At 64.6% G+C, this 23,267-nt stretch carries 20 protein-coding genes; 12 read left to right on the top strand and 8 right to left on the bottom strand.

The window, feature by feature from the left end:
* Positions 1 to 20: 20 nt before the first annotated feature.
* The 3 genes from sucB (at position 21) to ACSBOX_RS12885 (ending at position 2,908) form a co-directional block, all read left to right on the top strand.
* Positions 21 to 1,787, top strand: coding sequence for a 2-oxoglutarate dehydrogenase, E2 component, dihydrolipoamide succinyltransferase (gene sucB / locus ACSBOX_RS12875; RefSeq protein ID WP_442542810.1), 1,767 nt, complete (start codon positions 21 to 23; stop codon positions 1,785 to 1,787).
* A 125-nt stretch (positions 1,788 to 1,912) separates the two neighbouring features.
* Positions 1,913 to 2,266 carry a hypothetical protein gene (locus ACSBOX_RS12880; protein WP_442542811.1) on the top strand — a complete coding sequence of 118 codons (354 nt, stop codon included), beginning with the start codon at positions 1,913 to 1,915 and terminating at the stop codon, positions 2,264 to 2,266.
* A 213-nt stretch (positions 2,267 to 2,479) separates the two neighbouring features.
* The gene (locus tag ACSBOX_RS12885) at positions 2,480 to 2,908 is read left to right on the top strand and encodes an OsmC family protein (RefSeq protein WP_442542812.1); all 429 of its coding nucleotides are present in this window, start codon (positions 2,480 to 2,482) and stop codon (positions 2,906 to 2,908) included.
* An 85-nt stretch (positions 2,909 to 2,993) separates the two neighbouring features.
* On the opposite strand, the gene ACSBOX_RS12890 is transcribed toward ACSBOX_RS12885, so the two are convergent.
* Positions 2,994 to 6,542, bottom strand: coding sequence for a S41 family peptidase (locus ACSBOX_RS12890; RefSeq protein WP_442542813.1), 3,549 nt, complete (start codon positions 6,540 to 6,542; stop codon positions 2,994 to 2,996).
* Between the two features lie 83 nt (positions 6,543 to 6,625).
* Between ACSBOX_RS12890 and ACSBOX_RS12895 the strand changes: the two genes are divergently transcribed.
* Positions 6,626 to 7,525, top strand: a complete 900-nt coding sequence (locus ACSBOX_RS12895; RefSeq protein WP_442542814.1) for a TIGR01777 family oxidoreductase — start codon at positions 6,626 to 6,628, stop codon at positions 7,523 to 7,525.
* Between the two features lie 4 nt (positions 7,526 to 7,529).
* Here ACSBOX_RS12895 and ACSBOX_RS12900 read toward each other — a convergent pair whose 3' ends face one another.
* On the bottom strand, positions 7,530 to 9,155 hold the full coding sequence (locus ACSBOX_RS12900; protein ID WP_442542815.1) for a serine/threonine-protein kinase: 1,626 nt from the start codon (positions 9,153 to 9,155) through the stop codon (positions 7,530 to 7,532).
* Positions 9,156 to 9,298: 143 nt separating this feature from the next.
* Between ACSBOX_RS12900 and lipB the strand changes: the two genes are divergently transcribed.
* From lipB to ACSBOX_RS12915, 3 genes are all read left to right on the top strand, one after another.
* Entirely contained in the window at positions 9,299 to 9,967 is a 669-nt protein-coding gene (gene lipB, locus ACSBOX_RS12905; RefSeq protein ID WP_269993404.1) for a lipoyl(octanoyl) transferase LipB, read from the top strand.
* Complete coding sequence (gene lipA / locus ACSBOX_RS12910; RefSeq protein ID WP_442542816.1) at positions 9,964 to 10,983, top strand: lipoyl synthase; 1,020 nt, start codon at positions 9,964 to 9,966, stop codon at positions 10,981 to 10,983. Before lipB ends, lipA begins: the two co-directional genes overlap by 4 nt.
* 89 nt (positions 10,984 to 11,072) lie before the next feature.
* Positions 11,073 to 11,834 carry a DUF4191 domain-containing protein gene (locus ACSBOX_RS12915; RefSeq protein WP_442542817.1) on the top strand — a complete coding sequence of 254 codons (762 nt, stop codon included), beginning with the start codon at positions 11,073 to 11,075 and terminating at the stop codon, positions 11,832 to 11,834.
* An 81-nt stretch (positions 11,835 to 11,915) separates the two neighbouring features.
* On the opposite strand, the gene ACSBOX_RS12920 is transcribed toward ACSBOX_RS12915, so the two are convergent.
* Complete coding sequence (locus ACSBOX_RS12920; protein WP_442542818.1) at positions 11,916 to 12,353, bottom strand: RDD family protein; 438 nt, start codon at positions 12,351 to 12,353, stop codon at positions 11,916 to 11,918.
* Positions 12,354 to 12,670: 317 nt separating this feature from the next.
* On the opposite strand from ACSBOX_RS12920, the gene glnA reads away from it, so the two are divergent.
* Both glnA and ACSBOX_RS12930 read left to right on the top strand, forming a co-directional pair.
* Positions 12,671 to 14,095 carry a type I glutamate--ammonia ligase gene (glnA, locus tag ACSBOX_RS12925; protein ID WP_442542819.1) on the top strand — a complete coding sequence of 475 codons (1,425 nt, stop codon included), beginning with the start codon at positions 12,671 to 12,673 and terminating at the stop codon, positions 14,093 to 14,095.
* 190 nt (positions 14,096 to 14,285) lie between these two features.
* Positions 14,286 to 15,032 carry a potassium channel family protein gene (locus ACSBOX_RS12930; RefSeq protein ID WP_442542820.1) on the top strand — a complete coding sequence of 249 codons (747 nt, stop codon included), beginning with the start codon at positions 14,286 to 14,288 and terminating at the stop codon, positions 15,030 to 15,032.
* A 97-nt stretch (positions 15,033 to 15,129) separates the two neighbouring features.
* Here ACSBOX_RS12930 and ACSBOX_RS12935 read toward each other — a convergent pair whose 3' ends face one another.
* Positions 15,130 to 15,294, bottom strand: coding sequence for a DUF2207 domain-containing protein (locus tag ACSBOX_RS12935; RefSeq protein ID WP_139359516.1), 165 nt, complete (start codon positions 15,292 to 15,294; stop codon positions 15,130 to 15,132).
* Between the two features lie 483 nt (positions 15,295 to 15,777).
* Between ACSBOX_RS12935 and ACSBOX_RS12940 the strand changes: the two genes are divergently transcribed.
* Positions 15,778 to 16,038, top strand: a complete 261-nt coding sequence (locus ACSBOX_RS12940) for a hypothetical protein (protein ID WP_442542821.1) — start codon at positions 15,778 to 15,780, stop codon at positions 16,036 to 16,038.
* Between the two features lie 7 nt (positions 16,039 to 16,045).
* Here ACSBOX_RS12940 and ACSBOX_RS12945 read toward each other — a convergent pair whose 3' ends face one another.
* The 3 genes from ACSBOX_RS12945 to ACSBOX_RS12955 are packed head-to-tail and all read right to left on the bottom strand — an operon-like array spanning position 16,046 to position 20,980.
* Positions 16,046 to 16,567, bottom strand: a complete 522-nt coding sequence (locus tag ACSBOX_RS12945; protein WP_442542822.1) for a GNAT family N-acetyltransferase — start codon at positions 16,565 to 16,567, stop codon at positions 16,046 to 16,048.
* 51 nt (positions 16,568 to 16,618) lie between these two features.
* Positions 16,619 to 19,630: a bifunctional [glutamine synthetase] adenylyltransferase/[glutamine synthetase]-adenylyl-L-tyrosine phosphorylase gene (locus tag ACSBOX_RS12950; protein WP_442546026.1), complete on the bottom strand. Its 3,012-nt coding sequence runs from the start codon at positions 19,628 to 19,630 to the stop codon at positions 16,619 to 16,621.
* Positions 19,631 to 19,639: 9 nt separating this feature from the next.
* Positions 19,640 to 20,980: a glutamine synthetase family protein gene (locus tag ACSBOX_RS12955; protein ID WP_442542823.1), complete on the bottom strand. Its 1,341-nt coding sequence runs from the start codon at positions 20,978 to 20,980 to the stop codon at positions 19,640 to 19,642.
* Between the two features lie 190 nt (positions 20,981 to 21,170).
* On the opposite strand from ACSBOX_RS12955, the gene panB reads away from it, so the two are divergent.
* The gene (panB, locus tag ACSBOX_RS12960; protein WP_442542824.1) at positions 21,171 to 22,082 is read left to right on the top strand and encodes a 3-methyl-2-oxobutanoate hydroxymethyltransferase; all 912 of its coding nucleotides are present in this window, start codon (positions 21,171 to 21,173) and stop codon (positions 22,080 to 22,082) included.
* 24 nt (positions 22,083 to 22,106) lie between these two features.
* Here the strand turns inward: panB and ACSBOX_RS12965 are convergent, their stop codons facing one another.
* A complete protein-coding gene (locus tag ACSBOX_RS12965; RefSeq protein WP_113990679.1) occupies positions 22,107 to 22,271 on the bottom strand; it encodes an SPOR domain-containing protein in 165 nt (54 codons plus the stop codon).
* Positions 22,272 to 22,385: 114 nt separating this feature from the next.
* Here ACSBOX_RS12965 and map point away from each other — a divergent pair, with 114 nt between their 5' ends.
* The gene (gene map / locus ACSBOX_RS12970; protein ID WP_442542825.1) at positions 22,386 to 23,264 is read left to right on the top strand and encodes a type I methionyl aminopeptidase; all 879 of its coding nucleotides are present in this window, start codon (positions 22,386 to 22,388) and stop codon (positions 23,262 to 23,264) included.
* The last annotated feature ends 3 nt before the right edge of the window (positions 23,265 to 23,267 follow it).

Below are 23,267 nucleotides of genomic sequence, written 5' to 3' on the forward strand. Positions count from 1 at the left end.
ATAAGGAGAACGGGGACGACATGTCTGAATCCGTTAACTTGCCCGCCCTTGGTGAAAGCGTCACCGAAGGCACCGTCACTCGCTGGCTCAAGCAGGTTGGTGACCGAGTGGAAGTCGACGAGCCCCTGCTCGAGGTTTCCACCGACAAAGTAGACACCGAAATCCCGTCTCCTATTGCCGGCATCATCGAAGAAATCCTCGTAGCTGAAGACGAGACCGCCGAAGTCGGCGCTCCCCTGGTTCGGATCGGCAGCGGCAGCAACGGCGCTGCAGCGCCCGCAGCCGCACCTGCGGAAGAAGCACCGGCAGCCCCGGCGCCGGCCCCTGAAGCCGCACCGGCTCCCGCAGCCGAAGAAGCCCCCGCTCCCGCAGCGGCCCCCGCAGCACCGTCGGGCGAAGCCTCGGGCCACGACGTGACCCTCCCCGCCTTGGGCGAAAGCGTCACCGAAGGCACCGTCACCCGCTGGCTCAAGGCCGTCGGCGACACCGTGGAAGTGGACGAACCGCTCCTCGAGGTCTCCACCGACAAGGTCGACACCGAGATCCCCTCCCCCGTTGCAGGCACGTTGCTCGAGATCCGCGTCAACGAGGACGACACGGCCGAGGTCGGCTCAGTTCTTGCCGTCATTGGCTCCAGCGCCCCAGCCGCAGCAGCGCCTGCAGCACCGGCACCGGCAGCAGCACCCGCTGCGGCAGCAGCACCGGCTCTCGCGGCGGCAGCACCCGTCGTTGAGTCCGTACCGGCACCGGCAGCTCCCGCTCCTGCAGCTCCCGCACCCGCAGCACCGGCGGCCGCTCCCGCAGCTCCGGCAGCTGTTTCCGCGCAGGCAGCGTCTTCAAGCGAATCCGGCTACGTCACCCCCCTCGTCCGTAAGCTCGCCAACCAGAACGGTGTCGACATCACCACCGTGACGGGCACCGGCGTCGGCGGCCGTATCCGGAAGCAGGACGTGCTCGCCGCGGCCGATGCAATGAAAACGGCCGCGCAGGCAGCATCGATTTCCGCCCCGGCAGCCCAGGCAGCCCCCGCCAAGCCTGCCGGCGCCCCTGTCGTGGCCTCCTCGCTGCGCGGGACCGTGGAAAAGGCTCCCCGCATCCGCCAGGTCATCGCCCGCCGCATGCGCGAGTCCCTCGAAACCTCGACGCAGCTGACCCAGGTGCACGAGGTCGATATGACCAAGATCGCCAAGCTCCGCCTCAAGGCCAAGGGTTCCTTCGAAGCCCAGAACGGCGTCAAGCTGACCTTCCTGCCGTTCATCGCCAAGGCCGTGGCCGAAGCCCTGAAGCAGCACCCCAAGCTGAACGCGGCGTACGACGAGGGCAAGCAGGAAATCACCTACCACAACGCGGAACACCTCGCGATTGCGGTTGACACCGACAAGGGCCTCCTGGTCCCGGTTATTTCCGACGCCGGCAACCTGAACCTTGCCGGCCTGGCCGGCAAGATCGCCGACGTCGCCGGCCGCACCCGCCAGGGGAAGATCGGTCCGGACGAGCTGTCCGGCGGTACCTTCAGCATCACCAACATCGGTTCCGTTGGCGCACTGTTCGACACGCCGATCATCAACCAGCCGCAGGTGGGCATCCTGGGCACCGGTGCCATCGTCAAGCGCCCGGTCGTGGTTGCCGACGAGAACGGCGATGACTCGATCGCCATCCGCTCCATGATGTACCTGTCGCTGACGTACGATCACCGCCTGGTTGACGGTGCCGACGCGGGCCGCTTCCTGCAGACCCTCAAGGCCCGCCTTGAGGAAGGTTCCTTCGAAGCCGACCTGGGCCTCTGATAGCAGTCATCACGACGACGGGAAGGTCCTGGCGGGAAACCGCCGGGACCTTCCCGTTTTTCACGCCCGGACATTGTTCCGTGGCTTTGCTACGGCTCGTAGAAGATTCTGGCTAAGCTGGAGCCATGACTATCCTTTTCAACGTCCTGCTGTTCTTGCACATCGTCGGCGCAGCCATGATCGTGGGCTACTGGATCGCCACCTTGAAGCAGCCGACCGTCCACCCGCGCCAGCGGGACGGCGCCTTCGTGCAGCTGATCACCGGTGTTGCCATGATGGGCATCCTGCCCATGCTTCCCAATGCGGACCCCAACTACTTCAAGCTCGGCATCAAGTTCGCCATCGGTCTCGCAGTGGCCGTGCTCGCCGTCATCGGCTCGCGCAAGGTCAAGAAGGGCGAGCCGGTCTCCACAGGCTTGGCGCACGGCGTCGGCGGCTTGGCATTGCTCAACATTGCCATCGCCACGATCTGGCAGTAATGCCCGGTAAGCGCTGACTGGAACACAATGCGCGGCCGCCCGGACCTTCCGTCCGGGCGGCCGCCGCCGCTTAAACCGCGGCCGCGTGAACCACGGCAGTCACAATCCTCTGAGAGCGGACAAGCGGTGCGTTGCCGCCGTCGAATCCCTAGGATTGATCCCGGCGGCATCCGGCATCCGGATGCCAATTCGCAACGACGCTGAGGAGTGGACATGGCTACAACACGCACCGCACACACCGTATGGAACGGCAACCTGATCGAAGGCGCCGGCAACACCACGCTGGACAGCTCCGGGCTCGGGACCTTCAACGTCACCTGGAAGGCCCGCGCGGAGTCCGCAGAGGGCAAGACCAGCCCCGAAGAGCTCATTGCCGCCGCACACTCGGCATGCTTCTCGATGGCGTTCAGCAACGGCGTCGCAGGCGCAGGCTTCACGCCGGAAGAGGTCAACACCAAGGCCGACGTCACCTTCCAGCCCGGCGAAGGCATCACGGGCATCCACCTGACCCTGAGCGCACGCATCCCCGGCGTTTCCGAAGAAGAATTCCAGCGCCTCGCCGAAGACGCCAAGCTCAACTGCCCGGTCTCCCAGGCACTCCGGGCAACTCCGATCACGCTGGATGCCACGCTCGCTTCCTAGCGGCAACCCGTCCGAAACCTGTCCAAAAAGCGAGTCCCCGCCTTTCCTTCCGGAAGGGCGGGGACTTCGTCTTGCGGGCCTTCAGCTAGCCTTTTTGCGGCCTCGCGGGCAACGCAGCCGGGCGGAGCTTGCGGTAGCCTTCGCGCAGCGGTGGCCGGTCCGTGGGTAGTTCCTGGACCATTTCCTTGAGTGCGCCGATCCCGTACTCCAGTTGGGGATCGGTGCCGGCCGCGTAAGCGTGCGGCGGGAACACCACCTCGATGTCAGGCTCGACACCGAAGTTCTCCACGCCCCAGCCGATGCCGCCCGAGAACCACGTGGCGTAGCGCGGCTGGGTCACGCCGGTGCCGTCCGCAAGGGAGAAACGGTTGTCGATGCCCACGACGCCGCCCCAGGTCCGGGTGCCGATGACCGGTCCGATGCCGCGGAGTTTGGACACCTGCGTGATGATGTCGCCGTCGGAGCCGGCGAATTCGTCGGCGAGGATGATGACCGGTCCGCGCGGGGCGTGCTGGGGGTAGGTTCGCGGCTTTTCACCGCGCGGCATGCTCCAGCCGGTGACCTTGCGGCCGATCAGTTCGGCCACGAGCTGCGAGGTATGGCCGCCACGGTTGCGCCGCACGTCGACAATCAACCCGTCCAGCGCGGTCTCGGTGTCCAGGTCGCGGTGGAGCTGCGCCCAGCCATTGGCCATCATGTCCGGGACATGCAGATAGCCGAACTTTCCGTCGGACGCCTCGCGCACCGTGCGCCGGTTGGCGTGCACCCATTCCTGGTACCGCAGGCGTTCCTCGTCCTTCACCGGAACCACGGCGATCCGCCGCTGCCGGCCTGCCGCCTCACCGTGCCCGCCTCCGTTGAGGAGGGTCAGTTCAACGGTCCGGCCCGCGGCGCCCACCAGTTGTTTGGCCGGAGTACTGTCCGCGGAGAGCCCGACGCCGTCGATCGCCAGGACAACGTCGCCTACCTTCGCGTCGGCGCCCGGTCGCGTTAGCGGCGAGTTGGCCAGGGGGTCGGAGGAGTCGCCGGCGAGGATGCGTGTGATCTCCCAACCGTCTTCCGTGAGCTTGAGGTCGGCACCGAGCCGGCCCTGTCCGTTGCTCCCTGGTTCGCCCACCGCTGCCGGACGCACGTAGGCATGTGACGTGCCGAGCTCACCGTGCAGTTCCCACAGCAGGTCCACCAGGTCGTCGTGCGAGCCCAGGCGTTCGACGACGGGACGGTACCGTCCGTGCACCGAATCCCAGTCCTGGCCGGCCATGTCTTCGGTCCAGAAGAAGTCTCGCTGCAGCCGCCATGCCTCGTCGAATGCCTGTCCCCATACAGCCAACGGGTCCATGACCACCCGGATCCGGTTGAGCTCGACCTTGACAAGGTCTCCCGATTCTTCCTCGGCCTTGGCGTCGGACGGGACGGCGATGACCTGCTTGTCGTTGACGAAGACCAGTTTCCTGCCGTCTCCGGACAGCCGGTAGCGCTCGACCTCGGACGCAAGCGTCACCTGCTTCTGCTTCGAAAGGTCGAAACGGACCAAGGCCGGAGCGGGTGCCTTGTCCTGTACCGTGCCACGGCCATCGCCGGTGACACCTGATAGCGGGGTGTCGAGCCACAGCAGTGCTCCGCTCGAGGCCGAAAGCGCCGAGTAGTTGCCCTGCGGCACCGGTACGCCGATGACGCGCAGCGGCAGCCCCTCCCGGTCCAGGCGGACCGTGACAGTCCCGGCACCATCACCGGTATCGGCTTTCGCGCCATCCGTCGCGCCGTTCTTCCCGTCGCGGAGGGCGTCCGCTCCGTCTTCGTCCAGCAGGTCCACTACCGGGCCGAAAGGCGAAGGGGTGGCTGCAGCGAGTGCCACGAGGTACGGCTTGATAGGGCTGGGGAAGGACAAATCAAAGGCATGGCCGTCGTAGACGGGATCAAAGCTTCGGTTCGACAGGAACGCCAGGAACTTGCCGTCGGGAGTGAAGGCGGGCGATTCGTCGCAGAAGCGGCCGTCGGTGACCTCCACGATGTCCTGCGGGTTGGCGGTGTTTGCCATGCGCAGCTTGCTCCGCGAGCCGAAGGACGTCACAGGTTCGGACCATGCAATCCATTGGGAGTCCGGCGACCATGCGAGGCCGTCGATGCTTCCATCCCCCACGCTGACAAGCAGCGACAGGGTGCCACTCGCGGTGTCGGCCAGGTAGACGTCCCCGAACGCAGTACCCACGGCAAGCCACCGGCCATCGGGACTGGCTTCTAGGGCGCTGGGGCGGGCTGCCCTAGGGAAATCGATCTTTAGGAAATCGATCTTCAGGAAATCGCTCCGGGAATCCTCTGCGCCGCCACGTGCGACGCGATCAGGGGCAGCCGCGGGGTCAGCGGAAACGGCGGCGGGCTCCGTGTGCGGTTCCCGATCCCGAACTCCGGACGTCGCGGGCTGTCCCGTGATCACCGACGCCGAGACCGGGCGGGGCAGTTGTCCGGCCCCGGCTTCTTCAGTCTCGGGGGGCGTCGGTACGGGGTCCTGGACTGGCGCGTCGACTGCCGGCTGCGAAAAGCGCGGCGCAATCCTCTTGATGTAAAGGGAATCGACGCCGTCGTGGTCCGCTACATAGGCGATACGACCGTCTACGAGAGGCCGGGGAAGCCTTGCCCGCACGCCGGGAGTCGCTTCGACCACCCGGGACGGTCCGTCTTTGTGGCGCAGCCAGTGGATGGTTCCGTGGGATTCCACAGCGCTGGCCGAACCGGCCGCGTTGGGGAAGACGTCGCCCAAGTGGGCGGCAACTTTGAGGGGTGCCGGCCGGCGCATCTGGGATGCCGAACCCAGGCTGATGTCCAGCCGTACCGCCTCGGACTCGGCCTCGAGCGTTGGCAGGATCCACAACTCGCCGGCCGATTCGAAGATGACCCTCTTGCCGTCGCTCGCCGCGTGCCGGACGTAGAAGTCCTCGTGATCGGTGTGCCGGCGCAGGTCCGAACCGTCCGGCTGCACTGAATAGAGGTTTCCGTAACCCTCGTGGTCCGAAAGGAAGGCGATCCGTCCGCCTACCCACAACGGGTCCGCGAGGTTCCCGTTGAGCTCGGGCACCAAGCGGGCGAACTCGCCGTTCCCGTCGGCGTCGATCCACAGTTTGCCGGCAGTGCCGCCACGGTACCGCTTCCACCAGGCGGGTTCGCGGGAGAGCACGCTGGAAAGCACGACGGGACGCTCGTCCCCCACTTCCGGGCCGAACGCCAGCGATTCGACAGGGCCGAAGGGAAGCTCGACGGCGGGGCCGCCGTCGAGCGGCAAGGCGTAGGCATGCGTGTGCCGTCCCTCGGCCTGTTCGAAGGCCGAGGTGACCACGACGTCACCCGAGGAGGTGAATCCCTTGACGCGGGTGGTGCTGTGACCAAAGTAGCTCAACTGCCGGTACCCGCCGCCGTCGACGTTCGCGGTCACCACCTCGGGAGCGGCACCGACGATCGTCGTCCAGACGAGCCGCTTTCCGTCCGGGGTGAAGCGGGGATTGCGGGCAGGGAGCTGCTGGGCCGAAATCCGCCACGCGCGGCCTCCGGCCACGGGCGCGATCCAAACGTCGTCTTCGGCCACGAAAGTGATCAAATCACCATGCAAATGCGGGAAACGGAAGTAGCTGGAGGAGGTCATTGTTCGATCATAGTCAAAGGAGAAGCGAGCCCTTTGAGGCCTGCCGTAATGCCGAAGTGATGCTTGCCATGATGTGATGAGGCATGCGAATCGTGATATCGGGTGCTTCAGGATTCATCGGAACCGCGCTCTGCGCGCGTCTTCTCGGCAGCGGGCACGACGTCGTCCGGCTGGTCCGCCGCGCGCCTGCAGGACCAGGCGAGGCATATTGGGATCCGGCCGCGGGCCAACTGGATGAGGCGGTGCTCGACGGCGCGGACGCAGTGGTCAACCTTTCCGGGGCAGGTATCGGGGAGCGCCGCTGGACCAAGGCGCGCGTGCGGGACATCATCGACTCACGCCTGCGGACAACGAAAACGCTCACGGCGGCGATGGCACGTCTGGGAACTCCGCCCGGAACGTTCCTGAGCCAGTCGGCCTCGGGTTACTACGGCTCGTCCCGGCCCGGCCTGCTCCGGGAGGACACGGGGCCAGGCAAGGGCATGTTGGCCACCCTGTGCGTCGATTGGGAAGCTGCAGCCCGCACGGCGCCTGCCGGCGTACGAGTGGTGACGCCGCGCACGGGGGTCGTCCTCAGCCCGGACGGCGGAGCGCTGGGGCCGCTCCTTCCGTTGTTGAAGATCGGCCTGGGCGGACCTTTGGGAAACGGCCGGCAGTACTGGCCCTGGATTTCCCTGGTGGATGAGGTTTCCGCCTTCGAATACCTCCTCGGTTCCTCCCTCGAAGGTCCCGTCAACGTGTGCGCCCCGGAAAGCGCCGACGTCAACGCCATCGTTGCGCAACTGGCGGCTGCCCTCCATCGGCCGGCGTTCCTCCGGGTGCCCGCCCCGGTCCTGCGCCTCGCCCTCGGCAGCCATCTGGCCGAGGAACTTGTCCTGGCCAACCAGCGCATGGAACCGGCGAGGCTGATGGACGCGGGCTTTGCCTGGCAGCATCCCGCGCTGGCGGACGCCGCCCGGTGGGTGGCAAGCGGCGGCAAGTGACCGCCTACGTCTGCGCGGCCAGGATCTCCGTGATCTTCCATGCGTCCCCGCCACGCAGGAGAACAACACTGAGCTCTTGTGGTTTGCCGGGGGGACGCGCGCGGACAACATTCCCCGAGGCGTCCCGTTCTTCATAGGCGGAGGTTTCCACAGTGACGGCCACTGTTGCCCGGTCCAGGTCTGGAGCGCCCTCCATTCTCACGCTGGTCAAGGTCGTGGAAAAGCCCGCGAGAACCACGCCGGCGTCGATCAACCCGTCCCTGAGCTTTCCATCCGAAGCGGCAGCCGCCGAGCCCTGCACATTGACGTGCTCCAGCAGCTCGAACTTCCCCGAACGTAGCGCCATGTCCCGGATCGCCGACAGTCCCCTGATGGCTTCCCCGGGATGTGGTGATCGGATCTGGTCCCGCGCTGCCGCAGGAAGTTCCGCCGCCGCGGGAATTCCGTCAGGGACGGCCTCGGGAGCTGAAGCGGACGCCGGCGGCCCGGCTCCCGGTCCTCGGTCGCCCGCCCGCCAGGCTGTGCCCGCCCACCGTGCTGTTACTGCTCCCGCACCCACAGCCATCCCAAGGACGAGCACAAGGGACGCCACCCGCCGTCGTACGGAAACGGGCGCAACAGCCCGCCGTCGCGCCCGGCCTGCCGCCGGCGAACGGTAGCGGCTAAAAAGCGCCGCGATACGGGCGCGCCTCGAGCGGGGATCGGGAGTACGACGCCGGGTCATCAGTTCAGGGACAACCGTCGCATGTACCGAGGCGGAAAGGTCCACGGCTTCCGGCGCGGCGCTCCTGTAGACGGCAACCCCCAAATCGGCCGCCGAAGGCCGATGTTGGCCGTCGGGATGGAGCCCGGCCTCGATGGCAAGGGCCAATGCGGTGGGGACCGCGGGCACCAGCAATGTCAGGGGCGGCCGCCGGGCCGCCGTGTCGGGAGCGGAGCCGGTGAGGCAAAACCAGCCAAGGGCGGCGAGGGCGTACGTATCGCGCTGTGGTTGAAGTTCCACGGCCCGGGAAACCGGATCGGGATCCGCGAAGCCCGGAGTGCCCGAGTCCGGGACCCCTTGAGCGTCACCTACGACGCGGGAAATGCCCAAGTCCGAAAGCAGCGGCTTCCCTTGGGCGGTGAACAGCACGTTTCCGGGCGAAACATCGGAATGCGTGATGCCTTGGCCGTGCAGATAGGCCAAGGCCTGCGCGAGGGGCGTCAGGATAGTCACCGTCTCGCCCACGCCAAGACGCCCCCTGCTTGACACCAACTGACCGAGGGATCCCCCGGGGGCGTAATCCATGACCACGCCCACGCCGCCGGCGAAGGATCCTGCCAACTCAACGACGCCGTGGACCTTGACGAGGTGATCGTGGTCCAGCCGGGACAGGAGCCGCACTTCACGGAGCATGGATGACGTAGCCTCACCTGGAGCCGACGCCTCCGGTTTCCGGCCAAGGCATTTCACCGCGAAATTGCTCCCCGACCGCAGCTCCGTTGCGAGCCACACCGTGGCGCTCCCACCAGACCCCAGCTCGCGGACCGGGACAAAACCCGGGATCACGGGGTCGGAAGGTTCCGTCCCTGTCGAAGGCATGTCCCTGCCGTGGTCCTGGCCACTCCCGCCGGGCGAAAAAGTCTCCATGCCTCAACAAATACCGGAAATCGCCGATTGCCGCAGAAGTTATCCACAGGCCAGGGGCCGGACGCCGGCGAGCAAGCCGAGTACGACTGAGAGCTTGGCCACAAAATCATGGCCTGCGCCCGGCGGGGTCTAAGCTTGTCCCCATGACTCTTGAGTTTTCACAGCTGGGTCTTGCCCCGGATTTCGTCGACTACATGCAGGGCTGGGATATCCAGCGCGAACTCCACAACAAGGTTGTTGCCGGCGAGAAACCCAGCACCGTCCTGCTCCTTGAGCATGCCGCGGTCTACACGGCAGGCAAGCTCACGGAGGACCACGAGCGCCCGTTTGACGGCACGCCCGTCGTTCCGGTGGACCGTGGCGGAAAACTGACCTGGCACGGACCCGGCCAGCTCATTGCCTACCCCATCCTCAAGCTGAAGAACCGCGCCGGGATCCGTGACTACGTCGAGCGCCTCGAAGCCGTCATGATCGCGATCATGGAGGACTACGGGATCAAGGCCACGCGGGTCAAAGGCCGGGCGGGAGTCTGGGTCCTCGCCGATGACAAGGGCCCGGATCGCAAGATCGCAGCGATCGGCATCCGCGTCCTGGACGGCGTCACCATGCATGGCGTCGCGATCAACTGCAGCAACGACCTCGCTCCCTACGCGCAGATCATCGCGTGCGGCATCACCGATGCAAGCGTCACCACCATGTCCATCGAGACCGGCAGGACCATCAATCCGGCCGACATTGCCGAGCGCTTCATCGAAGAGTTCCGCAAGCACGAAGAAGCACTCGTATCCAGCCCCGAAGGAGCACTCCAGTGACCCTGGCACCTGAAGGCCGTAAGCTGCTGCGCGTTGAACAGCGCAACAAAGCCGTCCCGGTCGAACGCAAGCCCGAGTGGATCAAGGCCAAGGTCCAGATGGGCCCGGAATTCGTGGGCCTGAAGAACCTCGTGAAAAAAGAAGGCCTGCACACCGTCTGCGAGGAAGCCGGCTGCCCGAACATCTTCGAGTGCTGGGAAGACAAGGAAGCGACCTTCCTGATCGGCGGCTCCGAATGCACCCGCCGCTGCGACTTCTGCCAGATCGACACCGGCAAACCCTCCCCCGTGGACATGTTCGAACCCACCAAGGTCGCCCGCTCCGTCCAGGCCATGAACCTGCGCTACGCCACCGTCACCGGCGTCGCCCGCGATGACCTGGCAGACGAAGGCGTCTGGCTCTACGCCGAAACCGTCCGCAAGATCCACGAACTGAACCCCGGCACCGGCGTCGAACTGCTCATCCCGGACTTCTCCGGCAAACCCGAACACATCGCCGCGATCTGCGACTCCGCCCCCGAAGTCTTCGCGCACAACGTCGAAACCGTGCCCCGGATCTTCAAGCGCATCCGCCCCGCGTTCCGCTACGACCGCTCCCTGGACGTCATCACCCAGGGCCGGGCCCACGGCATGGTCACCAAATCCAACCTGATCCTGGGCATGGGCGAAACCCGCGAGGAGATCTCCGAAGCCCTGCGTGATCTGCACGCCGCCGGCTGTGACCTGATCACGATCACCCAGTACCTGCGACCCTCCGAACGGCACCTGCCCGTGGACCGCTGGGTCAAACCCCAGGAATTCGTCGAGCTCGCCACCGAAGCCGAGGAAATCGGCTTCCTCGGCGTCATGTCCGGCCCCCTGGTCCGCTCCTCCTACCGCGCCGGACGGCTCTGGGCCACCGCGATGCGCAAAAAAGGCCGCGAAATCCCCGCGCACCTGGCCCACATCGCCGAAGGCATCCAGGACTCCGGCACCACCCGCCAGGAAGCCCGCACCCTCCTCGCACACCACGCATAGCACGTCGGCAAAAGCACGGTCAAAGGACCGGATCCCGGACAAATCCGGCGTCCGGTCCTTTGGCATAAATCACGTAGAATTAAGGCACTATGGCGAAATCCCCTGATTCCAGCAACTCAACGTCGGCTGCCGACGCTCCCAAGCGCGGCTTGTTTTCCCGCAAGCCCAAGGAAGCCAAGGCCAAGAAGCCGAGCCAGCTGAAGCAGATCGGCGAGGTCTTCAAGATGACCCGCCGGAACGACCCCATCGTCGTGTGGCTCATGCTGCTGGCGTTCCTCGGCGTCGTTGCTGTCAGCCTTATCGTCGGGCTCCTCCTGAACAACTGGATCACGGGCCTGATCATCGGCATCCCCTTGGGCCTGCTGGCAGCTGTCTTCATCCTCTCGCGCCGCGCGGAACGGGCTGCGTTCGCGCAGATCGAGAACCAGCCCGGAGCATCCGGTGCGGCGCTGGGGACCCTGCGCCGCGGCTGGATCACGGAAGACCAGCCGGTCGCCGTCAACCCGCGCACCCAGGACGCCGTCTTCCGCGCCATCGGCCGTCCCGGCGTCGTGCTGGTCAGCGAAGGACCTACGCACCGCGTCAAGCCGCTGGTCGACGCCGAGCGCAAGAAGCTCTCCCGCATTCTGCCGAACGTCACTATTCACGTGATCGAAAGCGGCCGCGGCGAAGGCCAGGTTCCCATCAGCCAGATCGCAAAGACGATGAACAAGTACAAGAACGAGCTCACCAAGGGTGAGGTCGGCGCTGTCAGCAAGCGGATCTCTTCGCTGGGCAACCGCCTGCCGATCCCCAAGGGCATCGACCCCTACAAGGCACGCCCTGACCGCAAGGCAGCACGCGGACGCTAACTACAACGAAAGCCGCCCGTTCCTGGAGTCTCCAGGAGCGGGCGGCTTTTTCGTCTGCGCTGTTCTCTGTCGCCGTAAAAGTTACATCCGAATGAGGATGGTATTCATGGCCCGGTCGTGGAGGCCGCGCTGGTCGGGGTCGAAAACGACCGCAGGTATCACCAGGCACAGGAGGACCGTCCTGACGAAGGCGGCCAAGGGCCCCGCCTGTGATCCTCCGAGCCGTACGACGTGGATCCCGGCCACCCGGTGTCCGATGCTGTAGCCCAGCGTCCCGATGAGGAGGATCTGCTCCACCGCGAACACCGCAAGCGTTGCCCATTGGTTGCCGCCGAAGGCAAAGTTGCTGATCGCCAGGGCAATGACCCAGTCAATGCAGATCGCCAGGATGCGACGACCGGCCCGGGCAATGGAGCCGGGCCCGGACTCGGGCAGGCCGAGCCGCGCTCCCGGGTACTTGGAAATTCCGGACGTGTCCGGCCCTGTGAGCCATGAACCAATATCTTTGCGATCAACCACACGTCAAGCTTACGGCTTCACTACCGGATGCCCGGCGGCGGGGGCCTCGGGTAGTGGAACGTTCACGGTGCTCGCAAGGAAACGGACACACAGGCGAAAGACATAGACTGGCACTGCAGTAGACCAGTAGCGTTTACACGGCAGGCAGTTCTGTAACCTGCCCGAAACAATACTGACACTCCGGGGAAATCCCATTTCCCTATGGTTGGAGAAGTTGCTAGCCACCGCTTCGGGGATACTTTTTTGTTTCCCTGCTTTCGGTTTGCGCTGGATCAGACGGCCCAAAGGCCTGTTACCTGTATGCGTTAGGAGCATAGATGTTCAAGACTGCGGACGAAGTCCTCAAGTTCATCAAAGACGAAGACGTAAAGTTCGTCGATATCCGCTTCACCGATCTTCCGGGCGTCCAGCAGCACTTCAATGTGCCGGCCAAGAGCGTCGACGCTGACTTCTTTGTCAACGGCCAGCTCTTTGACGGATCTTCCATCCGCGGTTTCCAGGGCATCGCCGAGTCCGATATGCAGCTCATCCCGGACGTCACGACAGCCTTCATCGACGCCTTCCGCATCGAGAAGACCCTCGCGCTGAACTTCTCCATCGTGAACCCGCGCACTGGCGACCCGTACCACCGCGACCCCCGAGGCGTTGCCGAAAAGGCCGAAGCGTACCTGGCCTCCACGGGCATTGCAGACACCGCATTCTTTGCTCCCGAAGCCGAGTTCTATGTCTTCGACAACGTCCAGTTCGAATCCTCCCCGCAGGGTTCCTTCTACAAGGTCGACTCGATTGAAGCCCCGTGGAACACGAGCCGCGAAGAAGAAGGCGGCAACCTCGGTTACAAGACCCCCTTCAAGGGCGGCTACTTCCCGGTTGCGCCGGTCGACCACCAGGCCGACCTCCGCGACGCCATGTGCATCGCCCTGGACGAAGCAGGCCTCGAAGTCGAGCGCTCCCACCACGAAGTCGGCGCCGCCGGCCAGGCCGAGATCAACTACAAGTTCACCACGCTGGTGCACGCTGCCGACGACCTGCAGAAGTTCAAGTACGTCATCAAGAACACTGCATGGGAGTACGGCAAGTCCGTGACCTTCATGCCGAAGCCGATTTTCGGTGACAACGGCTCGGGCATGCACTGCCACCAGTCCCTGTGGAGCAACGGCGATCCGCTGTTCTACGACGAGAAGGGCTACGCAGGCCTCTCCGACACCGCACGCTGGTACATCGGCGGTCTGCTGAAGCACTCCTCGGCCGTTCTCGCGTTCACCAACCCGACGGTCAACTCGTACCGCCGCCTGGTCAAGGGCTTCGAAGCTCCGGTCAACATGGTCTACTCGCAGGGTAACCGCTCCGCCGGTATCCGCATCCCGATCACGGGCTCCAACCCGAAGGCCAAGCGCATCGAGTTCCGCGCTCCGGACGCCGCATCCAACCCGTACCTGGCGTTCTCCGCCCAGCTCATGGCTGGTATCGACGGCATCCGCAACCGCATCGAGCCCCCGGCTCCGATCGACAAGGACCTGTACGAACTGCCTGCCGAGGAAGCCAAGGACATCCCCAAGGCTCCGGGTTCCCTTGAGGAAGCGCTCGAGGCCCTGCGCGAGGACAACGAGTTCCTGCAGGCCGGTGGCGTGTTCACCCAGGACCTGATCGACACCTGGATCGAGTACAAGTACGAGAACGAGATCCGCCCGCTGTCGCTGCGCCCGAACCCTTACGAGTTTGAGCTCTACTACGGCGTCTAGCCAGATCACGCGGCCACATCGGACATAGTCCGCGGGAATCCGCATACAAAAAGGCCGGCCTCAGGTTTCATCACCTGGGGCCGGCTTTTTCGTGTGCCGGGGCGCGTCCGGACCACCTTGACGTCGCGGCCCGGAAAGGCGTGCGTGCCAGACGGCCTGTGGCGCCGGCGTCTTGCTTTAAGATGCATCCATGACTCAACAACTGTGGCGCCGCTATACGGAATGGCCACTCATTGTCGCAGCCCTCGTTTTCCTCGCGGCTTACTCCGTCCAAGTCATCGGCAACCTTCAAGAACGGGCCTCCGGTGTAGTGGAAGCGATCGTCTGGGTGACGTGGGTACTGTTCGTTGTGGACTATCTGGCGAACCTCGCACTCGCGCCGCAGAGGGCACGGTGGTTCATCAGGAACCTTCACGAACTCTTGATCCTCGCCCTGCCTGTCCTGCGCCCCTTGCGCCTACTCAGGCTGGTGACCTTGTTGCGGGTGCTCCGAAAGACAGCCGGGACAGCGTTGAGGGGACGGATCGTCACCTTCGTCCTCGGAGCCGCCCTGCTCTTGACTTATTGCGGAGCGCTGGCTGTTCTCGATGTCGAAGAAAACGCTGACGGTTCAAATATCCGTAACTTCGGAGATGCCCTGTGGTGGGCGCTGGTCACAATTACCACTGTTGGCTACGGAGACCACTATCCGGTCACGTTCACGGGTCGATGCGTGGCGGCCGGCCTCATGGTCTGCGGCATCGCGGTCCTCGGGGTGGTCACAGCATCGGTCGCATCATGGTTGGTGGAGCAGGTTTCCCAAGGGGCCGCAAGCGCAACGGCGAAGGCCGAAGAACCCCTTCGGCTTGAAGTCCAACGGCTTTCCGAGCAAGTGGAACGGCTCGCCACCCTCATCGAGACAGGTGCCGTGGCGGCGTCGGATCATCCACATCCATAGCTGCTTTGGTCTGAAAGAAGAACGGCTGTGTCCGTTAAGACACAGCCGTCCTTGCTATAAAGACCCCGGATCGCCGGGGCCGGACCCCCAAATTTTCCTACACCCGCCGGCGCCCGCTAATCAACCTGAAGAGGAAGACGATAATCGCCAAGACGATCAGTATCGGGGCGATCCACAGAAGGAATCCCAGGGCCTTTACAGTTCCGCCAATGATAAAGAAAACGATCGCGATGACCGCGACGATTCCGAGGATGACATTCATGATGTACCTTCCGTTTCAGTCGTAAACATTCTGATGATTGCCTTTATCGTTGTGCAAACCTCAGCAACCTTACTGTAAGCATGCTTATTATTCTAATCCGGTAGGGCCACCAGCTTCGCGTGCACGTGGCGTCGACGCTCGCTCACAAACAACGGCGTTTCCCCAATCCCGCGCTCACAAAAAGTGGGGACCTGCCCGCCCTGAAGTCATATCTGCAGGAGCGTTGACCACCGATGGACGGCATAGGTGAGCGAAAGTCCGGCCAAACACCCGCATAGGTGAGCGAGCGTCCGGCCAAACACCCGCACAGGTGAGCGGGCGTCCGGCCAAACACCGGCATAGGTGAGCGAGGGTCCGGTTCTGCCCATCCGACGGGCCTGTCGCCGCTGGGGACACCGTGGTACGTTCGGCGTGATCAGGATGCTCAAGAGAGTCCACATCCCTTCCGGCTCCTGGCGAAACTACTCAAAGCGGAGGCATACGATGACAACCTTGGTGATCTTCCATGAGGTCGACGACGTTGAGCACTGGCTGAGCTCACCGAAAAGGCAAGAGATCTTCGGGCCCATGGGCTTCACCGTCCGCACGTTCGTGGATCCGGCAAAAACCAACCGGGTCGGACTGATCGTCGAGGTCCCGGACATGGAAACGTTCCAACGGATGATGGAGTCCGACGCTGCGGCCGAGGCGATGAAATTCGACGGCGTGCGCCCGGAAACAATCGTGACGCTCGTCGAGTCCTAGGTACGGCCTAGTCGCCGAAACCCCGGTACATGGTCCATTGCGGGCCGGCGGAACCGCCCAAGTACCTGCCCGATTCGACAAAACCGGCCTTGGCGTAGGCAGCCTTGGCGGCGGGATTGCGTTCGTTGACGGAAAGCACGACGCCGGCCTGCCCGCCACCCAGCCTCGCCGTCAGCTTCTGCGCTTCCCGGGCAGCGGCTGCAGCCGACAGGGCGCCCAGGCCCCTGCCTTGGTGCGGCTGGTCGATCAGGAACCCCCGCAAGAGCCAGGCGGAGTCGTCGTCGGGCCATCCGGCCAAGGTCGCGGCGCACGCCTGCAAAGTGAAGACTCCGACGGCGGCACCGGCCGCTTCGATCACATACGGCAGGCGGCTTTCGTCCTCCAGGCCCATGAGCATCATTGTGAACGGGTCCCCGACGAAGTCTTCCTGCCCCGCGGCCAGCTCCATGGTGGCGACGTCGCCCAGCGTGACTGCGCGGGCGTCGTCGTCGAGGTCCTTCAGGGGAATGAGCCACACGGTTTCCGGCATCCTTCGAGCTTAGCGGTCGCCGCGCACTACATGCGTGGCCCAGGCTACCGCTTACTGGCCGTAGAAGTCCTTCTCAAACACGGCCCGGGTCCGCCGGCTCAGGCGCAGGTAGTCTTCTTCGAACACCGCGGCCTGCCCGGGAGCGTACCCACACCATCTGGCAACGGCCTCCAGATCCCTTCGGGAGGCCGGGAGGAGATCGGAAGCGCGCCCGGTGCAGATCACATTCGCGGAGCGGATACGGCTCGCGAGGCGCCAGGCTTTGCGAAGCAACACGATGTCACCCTTGGCTATCAAGTCCAACGACTCGATCGCGTCGAGGGCCTGAAGGGTGGATGTGGTCCGGAGTTGCGGCTGCTTCCCTGCGTGTTGGAGCTGCAGCAGCTGCACAAGCCATTCGACGTCACTGAGTCCGCCCCTGCCGAGCTTGACGTGACGGGCAGGATCGGCGCCCCTCGGGAGCCGTTCGGACTCAACCCGTGCCTTGACGCGCCGGATCTCCCGCACATCCGTCTCATCGAGCGATTCCGGGTAGCGGATCGGGTTGATCAACCGGAGGAACTCTGCGGCCAATTCGTCGTTGCCTGCCATCGGTTGCGCCCGCAACAGCGCTTGTGCTTCCCAGATGAGGGACCAGCGACGGTAATACTCGGCGTATGACTCCAGGGACCGGACCATGGCCCCGTTCTTCCCCTCGGGGCGAAGATCGGCGTCGACGGTGAGGACCCGCTCCGCCAGGATGGCTGGTTTGAGAGGTTGGGTGAGCAAGGTGGAAATATGCCCCACAATGGCCAGGGCTTGTTGCTGGGCCTCGGATTCACTCGCACCGGGAAGTGCGCGATGGACGTACATGACGTCCGCGTCCGAGCCGTAGCCAATCTCCCGCCCGCCTTGCCTGCCCATGGCAACAATGAGCACCTGTGTCTTGAGGGGTCCATCGGAAGCCACGATGGCCTCGGCGACATGCAGCGCGCCCAAAACGGCGGCCCGGTCGGCATCGGCCAATGCCGCGCCCACCGCGTCCTGCTCCAGGAGGCCCGCACTGTCCGCGATGGCTATCCGGAGGATTTCACGGCGCCTGATGAGCCGGATCAGCCGCATCGCGTTCGCGGGATCGGCATGGCGCGACATCTTGGACTGGATTTCCTGCCACTGGGCTTCGAAGCTGAGCGGCAGGAGTTCCTTGTCGGCGCCAAGCCAGGCAACGGATTCCGGAGATACCTCTAGGAGATCGGCGATCAACCGTGAGTTGGAGAGCACATGGCAAAGCCGCTCAGCTGCTGCTTGGGAATCCCGGAGCATCCCGAGGTACCAGTGGGTGGTTCCGAGGGCTTCGCTGACGCGCCGGAAGGCGAGCAATCCGGCGTCGGGATCTACGCCTTCAGCGAGCCAACCGAGCAAAATGGGAAGCAATTGCCGCTGCAGGGCGGCACGCCGGCTGACCCCCGCCGTGAGGGCCTCGATGTGGCGCATGGCGCCTTGCGGATCGCGATAGCCGAGCGCCGCGAGCCTCCCTTGGGCGGCTTCCGGAGTGAGCCGGGCATCTTCGGTGCTCAACTTCGCGGCCGTATTGAGGAGCGGCCGGTAGAAGATGCGGTCGTGCAGTTCTCGAACGGACCGTTTTGTCTTCTGCCAGGTTTCAATCAGGGCATCCGGATGCGGCCGCCCGGTGGAAAAGGGACCCAGGACCGCCTTCGCAAGGAAACGCAGGGACTCTTGGCTCGTAGGCATGAGGTGGGTACGGCGCATCTGGAACAACTGGATGCGGTGCTCGAGAACCCGCAAGTAACGGTAGGCGGCGTCGAAGGCAGCGGCATCGACCCGGCCGATATAGCCGCCCGCGGACAGCGCGGCTATCGCCGACGTCGTGTCCCGGCAGCGGAGCGTTTCGTCGGACTTTCCGTGGACGAGTTGCAGGAGCTGGACCGTGAACTCCACGTCGCGCAGGCCGCCGGGACCCAATTTGATCTGGCGTTGTTCTTCCGACGGCGCAATGTTGTTCGTCACCCTGCGGCGCATCGCCTGCACCGATTCCACGAAACCTTCCCGCCCGGCCGAAGCCCACACGAGCGGCTGGACGGCTTTCTCGTAACGCGAACCCAGATCCTGGTCCCCTGCGATGGTCCGGGCCTTGAGGAGGGCCTGGAACTCCCAGCTTTCGGCCCACTTCGCGTAGTAGCTCAAGTGCGAGGGCAACGTCCGGACGAGGGGTCCCGATTTCCCTTCGGGCCGGAGGTTCGCGTCCACCTCCCACAAACCGGGTTCGGATCCCGTGGACGAAATGGCGCGGGAGATCCCGGCGGCCAAGGCAGTGCCGATCGTCGCGGCATCGGCGTCCTCCAGGTCCGGCGCCTCGATCACGTAGATGACGTCGACGTCGGAAATGTAGTTGAGCTCCCGGGCACCGCACTTGCCCATCCCGATGACGGCCAGCCCGACGCCGGCAATATCGGCGGGATCGAAAGTCGCCGCGGCTTCTGCCCTGGCAACCGCCAAGGCTGCTTCTATCGCCGCACCGGCGAGATCAGCCAGTTCGGCGCCGACGGCGGGCATGAAGTCCTGGGGACTGGCGGCGCAGAGGTCCTTGATCGCCAGTTCGGTGAGCCCGCGCCGGTAAGCCGTCCGGAGGGCGGTATAGGCGACGGCTCCCGTCGTCGCGGCAACGGGCCTGGGCGAATTGGGGTCTGCCTTCACCGACCGGAGCAGCTTCCTCCGCAGCTCACCCGCGTCGGCGGACAAGGGTTCCGGGCTGACGCGGACATCGAAGACGTCCAAGTGCTCCGGATGCCTGATAAGGAACTCCCCCAAGGCCTCGGATGCCCCCAGCAAGCGGTAGAGCGGCTCACTGCGATCCGGGTGCTCCCCCGCGAGCTGCCTGAGCGAGGGATGCTTCTCGATCAATCGGACGAGCGACTGAAGCGCGGTGTCGGGGTTCGCGCTCAGGTGCAGGCCGGCGAAGATCGTTTCCTGGTCGATGCCGTCGAGTTCACGCGCGGCAAGGAAACGTTCACCTTTCTCAAGATCGCTGAAGCCGGCCGAGATGAGCCGGCGGGCCAGGCTCACACTCACGGCTTAGAGAATGCCGAGATTGCGCTTGAGCTCGTAAGGCGTGACCTGGAGCCGGTAGTCCTGCCATTCCGCACGCTTGTTGCGCAGGAAGTGGTCAAAGACCTGTTCGCCGAGGATGTCAGCGACGAGTTCCGAATCCTCCATGGCGCGGATGGCATCGTGCAGGCTGGCCGGCAGCGGCGTGTGACCCATCGCCCTGCGCTCGGCCGAGGTGAGCGACCAGACGTCGTCTTCCGCGGCGGCCGGAAGGTCGTAGCCTCCCTCGATACCCTTGAGTCCTGCCCCGAGCAATACGGCGTAGGCGAGGTATGGGTTGGTGGCGGAGTCAATCCCGCGGTATTCAATCCGTGCGGACTGGCCCTTGCCCGGCTTGTACAGCGGGACGCGAACCAGGGCCGAACGGTTGTTGTGGCCCCAGCTCAGGTAGCTCGGCGCTTCGCCGCCGCCCCAGAGACGCTTGTACGAATTGACGAACTGGTTGGTGACGGCGGTGAATTCCGGGGCGTGGCGCAGGATGCCGGCGATGAACTGGCGTGCGGTCTTGGACAACTGGAATTCGGCGCCGGCTTCGTAGAATGCGTTCGTGTCACCCTCGAACAGCGAGAAGTGCGTGTGCATGCCCGAACCCGGGTGGTCGGTGAACGGCTTCGGCATGAACGTAGCGTAGGTGCCCTGCTGCAGGGCCACTTCCTTGATGACAGTGCGGAAAGTCATGATGTTGTCCGCCGTCTGGAGGGCGTCCGCGTACCGGAGATCGATCTCGTTCTGGCCCGGTCCACCCTCGTGGTGGCTGAACTCCACGGAGATCCCCACGGATTCAAGCATGGTGACGGCCGTGCGCCGGAAGTCCTGTGCCACGCCGCCCGGCACGTGGTCGAAGTAGCCGCCCTCGTCAACGGGAACGGGGACGCCGTTGGCGTCGAGTTCCTGGGACTTGAGGAGGTAGAACTCGATCTCGGGATGCGTGTAGCACGTGAAGCCCATGTCCGCTGCCTTGGCGAGGGTTCGCTTGAGCACGTTCCGGGGGTCGGCGGCCGACGGCTCGCCGTCGGGGGTCAGGATGTCGCAGAACATCCTCGAGGTCTGCTCGGTTTCACCGCGCCACGGCAGGATCTGGAACGTGGAGGGGTCGGGCTGCGCCAGCATGTCGGACTCGAAAACCCTGGCGAGGCCTTCGATCGCCGAGCCATCGAAACCCAGGCCTTCTTCGAAGGCACCTTCCACTTCTGCCGGCGCAAGTGCCACCGATTTCAGGGAACCGACGACGTCGGTAAACCACAAGCGTACGAAGCGCACATCACGCTCTTCGATAGTTCGCAGAACGAACTCTTGCTGGCGGTCCATGGGGCCTCATTTCCGGGTCAACGTCCATGCCGCGGATTCGGAATTCGAAGCCGACGACAACTCAGCATTCACTCTACTAAGCATTGGCCCGGATTGGCTGCACCCCTGGTTCGCGTAACACAGCGTTTACAAATGTGAGGCTCCCCGTGCGCCGGTGGCTAGGACGGCCAGTACCGAATACGCTCTATTCATGGCCCCAAGCAACAGTTCCGATTCCAGCATGCCCGTCGAAATTCCTGCGCCTTACGGAACGGGACCTGCCGCTGCAGGTTCCGGGGCTTCAGCGGATGCTTCCACGCCGAAGCCCGCCGCAAGGATCCGCACCCATCACCTTCAACAGGCCAAGGCCAAGGGTGAGCGCTTTGCGATGTTGACTGCCTACGAGCAATACACGGCCGAAATTTTCGACCAGGCCGGCATCGAAGTCCTGCTGATCGGCGATTCGGCCTCCAACAACGTCTTCGGGAACGAAACCAGCCTCCCCGTGACCGTCGACGAACTCCTCCCCCTGTGCCGCGCCGTGGCACGGTCCGCCAAGCGTGCCTTGGTAGTGGCCGATCTGCCCTTTGGCAGCTACGAAGTGTCCCCCGAGCAGGCAGTCGCAACAGGAGTCCGCTTCCTGAAGGAAGGCTTGGCACATGCCGTCAAGATCGAAGGCGGCGCGTTCTATGCGGGAACGGTGCGGGCCATGGTCCAGGCCGGCATTCCCGTCATGGCACACATCGGCTTCACTCCCCAGAGCGAACACTCGTTGGGCGGCTACCGCGTCCAGGGCCGGGGCGAAGACGCCTCCCGCCTGGTCGAAGACGCCGTTGCCCTTGCAAATGCCGGAGCATTCTGTGTGCTCATGGAGATGGTCCCCGCGGACACTGCAGCCGCCGTCGACGCCGCTATCGAGGTTCCCACCATCGGCATCGGCGCAGGCAACGCGACCACCGGACAGGTTCTGGTGTGGCAGGACATGGCCGGGCTGCGCGGCGGCAAGATGGCCAAGTTCGTCAAGCAATATGCGGACCTGCGCACCACGCTGAGCGATGCTGCGAAGGCCTACGCCGACGACGTCAGGTCCGGCCAGTTTCCCGGCCCGGAGCACTCTTTCTAGGAGCAGAGCCGGCCCTCGTCGGAGCTAGTCCTCTTCGTCTTTGTCCCAGGCTTCGTTGCGGGCCTTGACCTTTTCGAGGGCGTGCTCCGCTTCTTCCCGGGTCTTGTAGGGACCGATCAGCTGGGACCAGTCGGACATCGCGTCCTCTTCGATTTGGTGCGTCTGAACGTTGTACCAGAACTCCGCCATGGTCTCTCCTTTGCAATTCCCGCCGTAACCCCGGCGGGCCGATTGCCCGTCGAACGGGCCGATATTTAGCTACTTAGTTACTTGCGTCTCGTGCGTCCCTTATATGATCAATCTATGCCTTCTCCCGCTCTGACCGCACCCATCGGCACGCTCACCCGTGGAACCGTCAGCCCGCAGCTGCCCGTGCCTGCGTCCATCCCGCGCCCGGAGTATGTCGGCAAGCCCGGACCCGCGAAGTTCACCGGGTCGGAGGTCAAATCCGCGGAGACCATCGAGAAGATCCGCATCGCCAGCAAGATCGCGGCCCAGGCGATCGTCGAGGTCGGCAAGCACATCGAGCCCGGCGTCACCACCGACCAGCTGGACCGGATCGGCCACGAGTTCATTCTGGACCACCACGCCTACCCGTCGACTCTCGGCTACCGCGGCTTCCCCAAGTCCCTGTGCTCCTCGCTCAACGAGGTCATCTGCCACGGCATCCCGGATAGCACCGTCGTGCAGGACGGCGACATCCTGAACATCGACATCACGGCCTACATCAACGGAGTCCACGGCGACACCAATTACACCTTCCTGGTGGGAGACGTGGACGAGGAGTCCCGGCTGCTCGTTGAACGCACCCGGGAGTCGCTCAACCGGGCCATCAAGGCCGTAGCACCGGGCCGCGAAATCAACGTGATCGGCCGGGCCATCCAGTCCTACGCCAAGCGCTTCGGCTACGGCGTGGTCCGCGACTTCACGGGACACGGCGTCGGCGAAGCCTTCCACACGGGGCTGATCATCCCGCACTACGACGCCGCCCCGGCCTACAACACCGTGATCGAAGCCGGCATGGTGTTCACCATTGAACCAATGCTCACCCTCGGAACGATCGAGTGGGACATGTGGCCCGATGATTGGACGGTAGTCACCCGCGACCACAAGCGGACCGCGCAATTCGAACACACCCTGTTGGTCACCGAGACCGGCGCCGAAATCCTGACTCTTCCTTAAGCT

Origin of the sequence: Arthrobacter sp. KN11-1C (assembly GCF_052180225.1) — a bacterium.
GTDB lineage: Bacteria > Actinomycetota > Actinomycetes > Actinomycetales > Micrococcaceae > Arthrobacter.

Excerpts from the sequence above, each read along its gene's own strand:
- sucB (WP_442542810.1), top strand. The coding sequence starts at position 21 with ATGTCTGAATCCGTTAACTTGCCCGCCCTTGGTGAAAGCGTCACCGAA.
- ACSBOX_RS12880 (WP_442542811.1), top strand. The coding sequence starts at position 1,913 with ATGACTATCCTTTTCAACGTCCTGCTGTTCTTGCACATCGTCGGCGCA.
- ACSBOX_RS12885 (WP_442542812.1), top strand. The coding sequence starts at position 2,480 with ATGGCTACAACACGCACCGCACACACCGTATGGAACGGCAACCTGATC.
- ACSBOX_RS12890 (WP_442542813.1), bottom strand. The coding sequence starts at position 6,542 with ATGACCTCCTCCAGCTACTTCCGTTTCCCGCATTTGCATGGTGATTTG.
- ACSBOX_RS12895 (WP_442542814.1), top strand. The coding sequence starts at position 6,626 with ATGCGAATCGTGATATCGGGTGCTTCAGGATTCATCGGAACCGCGCTC.
- ACSBOX_RS12900 (WP_442542815.1), bottom strand. The coding sequence starts at position 9,155 with ATGGAGACTTTTTCGCCCGGCGGGAGTGGCCAGGACCACGGCAGGGAC.
- lipB (WP_269993404.1), top strand. The coding sequence starts at position 9,299 with ATGACTCTTGAGTTTTCACAGCTGGGTCTTGCCCCGGATTTCGTCGAC.
- ACSBOX_RS12915 (WP_442542817.1), top strand. The coding sequence starts at position 11,073 with ATGGCGAAATCCCCTGATTCCAGCAACTCAACGTCGGCTGCCGACGCT.
- glnA (WP_442542819.1), top strand. The coding sequence starts at position 12,671 with ATGTTCAAGACTGCGGACGAAGTCCTCAAGTTCATCAAAGACGAAGAC.
- ACSBOX_RS12930 (WP_442542820.1), top strand. The coding sequence starts at position 14,286 with ATGACTCAACAACTGTGGCGCCGCTATACGGAATGGCCACTCATTGTC.
- ACSBOX_RS12935 (WP_139359516.1), bottom strand. The coding sequence starts at position 15,294 with ATGAATGTCATCCTCGGAATCGTCGCGGTCATCGCGATCGTTTTCTTT.
- ACSBOX_RS12940 (WP_442542821.1), top strand. The coding sequence starts at position 15,778 with ATGACAACCTTGGTGATCTTCCATGAGGTCGACGACGTTGAGCACTGG.
- ACSBOX_RS12945 (WP_442542822.1), bottom strand. The coding sequence starts at position 16,567 with ATGCCGGAAACCGTGTGGCTCATTCCCCTGAAGGACCTCGACGACGAC.
- ACSBOX_RS12955 (WP_442542823.1), bottom strand. The coding sequence starts at position 20,980 with ATGGACCGCCAGCAAGAGTTCGTTCTGCGAACTATCGAAGAGCGTGAT.
- panB (WP_442542824.1), top strand. The coding sequence starts at position 21,171 with ATGGCCCCAAGCAACAGTTCCGATTCCAGCATGCCCGTCGAAATTCCT.
- ACSBOX_RS12965 (WP_113990679.1), bottom strand. The coding sequence starts at position 22,271 with ATGGCGGAGTTCTGGTACAACGTTCAGACGCACCAAATCGAAGAGGAC.
- map (WP_442542825.1), top strand. The coding sequence starts at position 22,386 with ATGCCTTCTCCCGCTCTGACCGCACCCATCGGCACGCTCACCCGTGGA.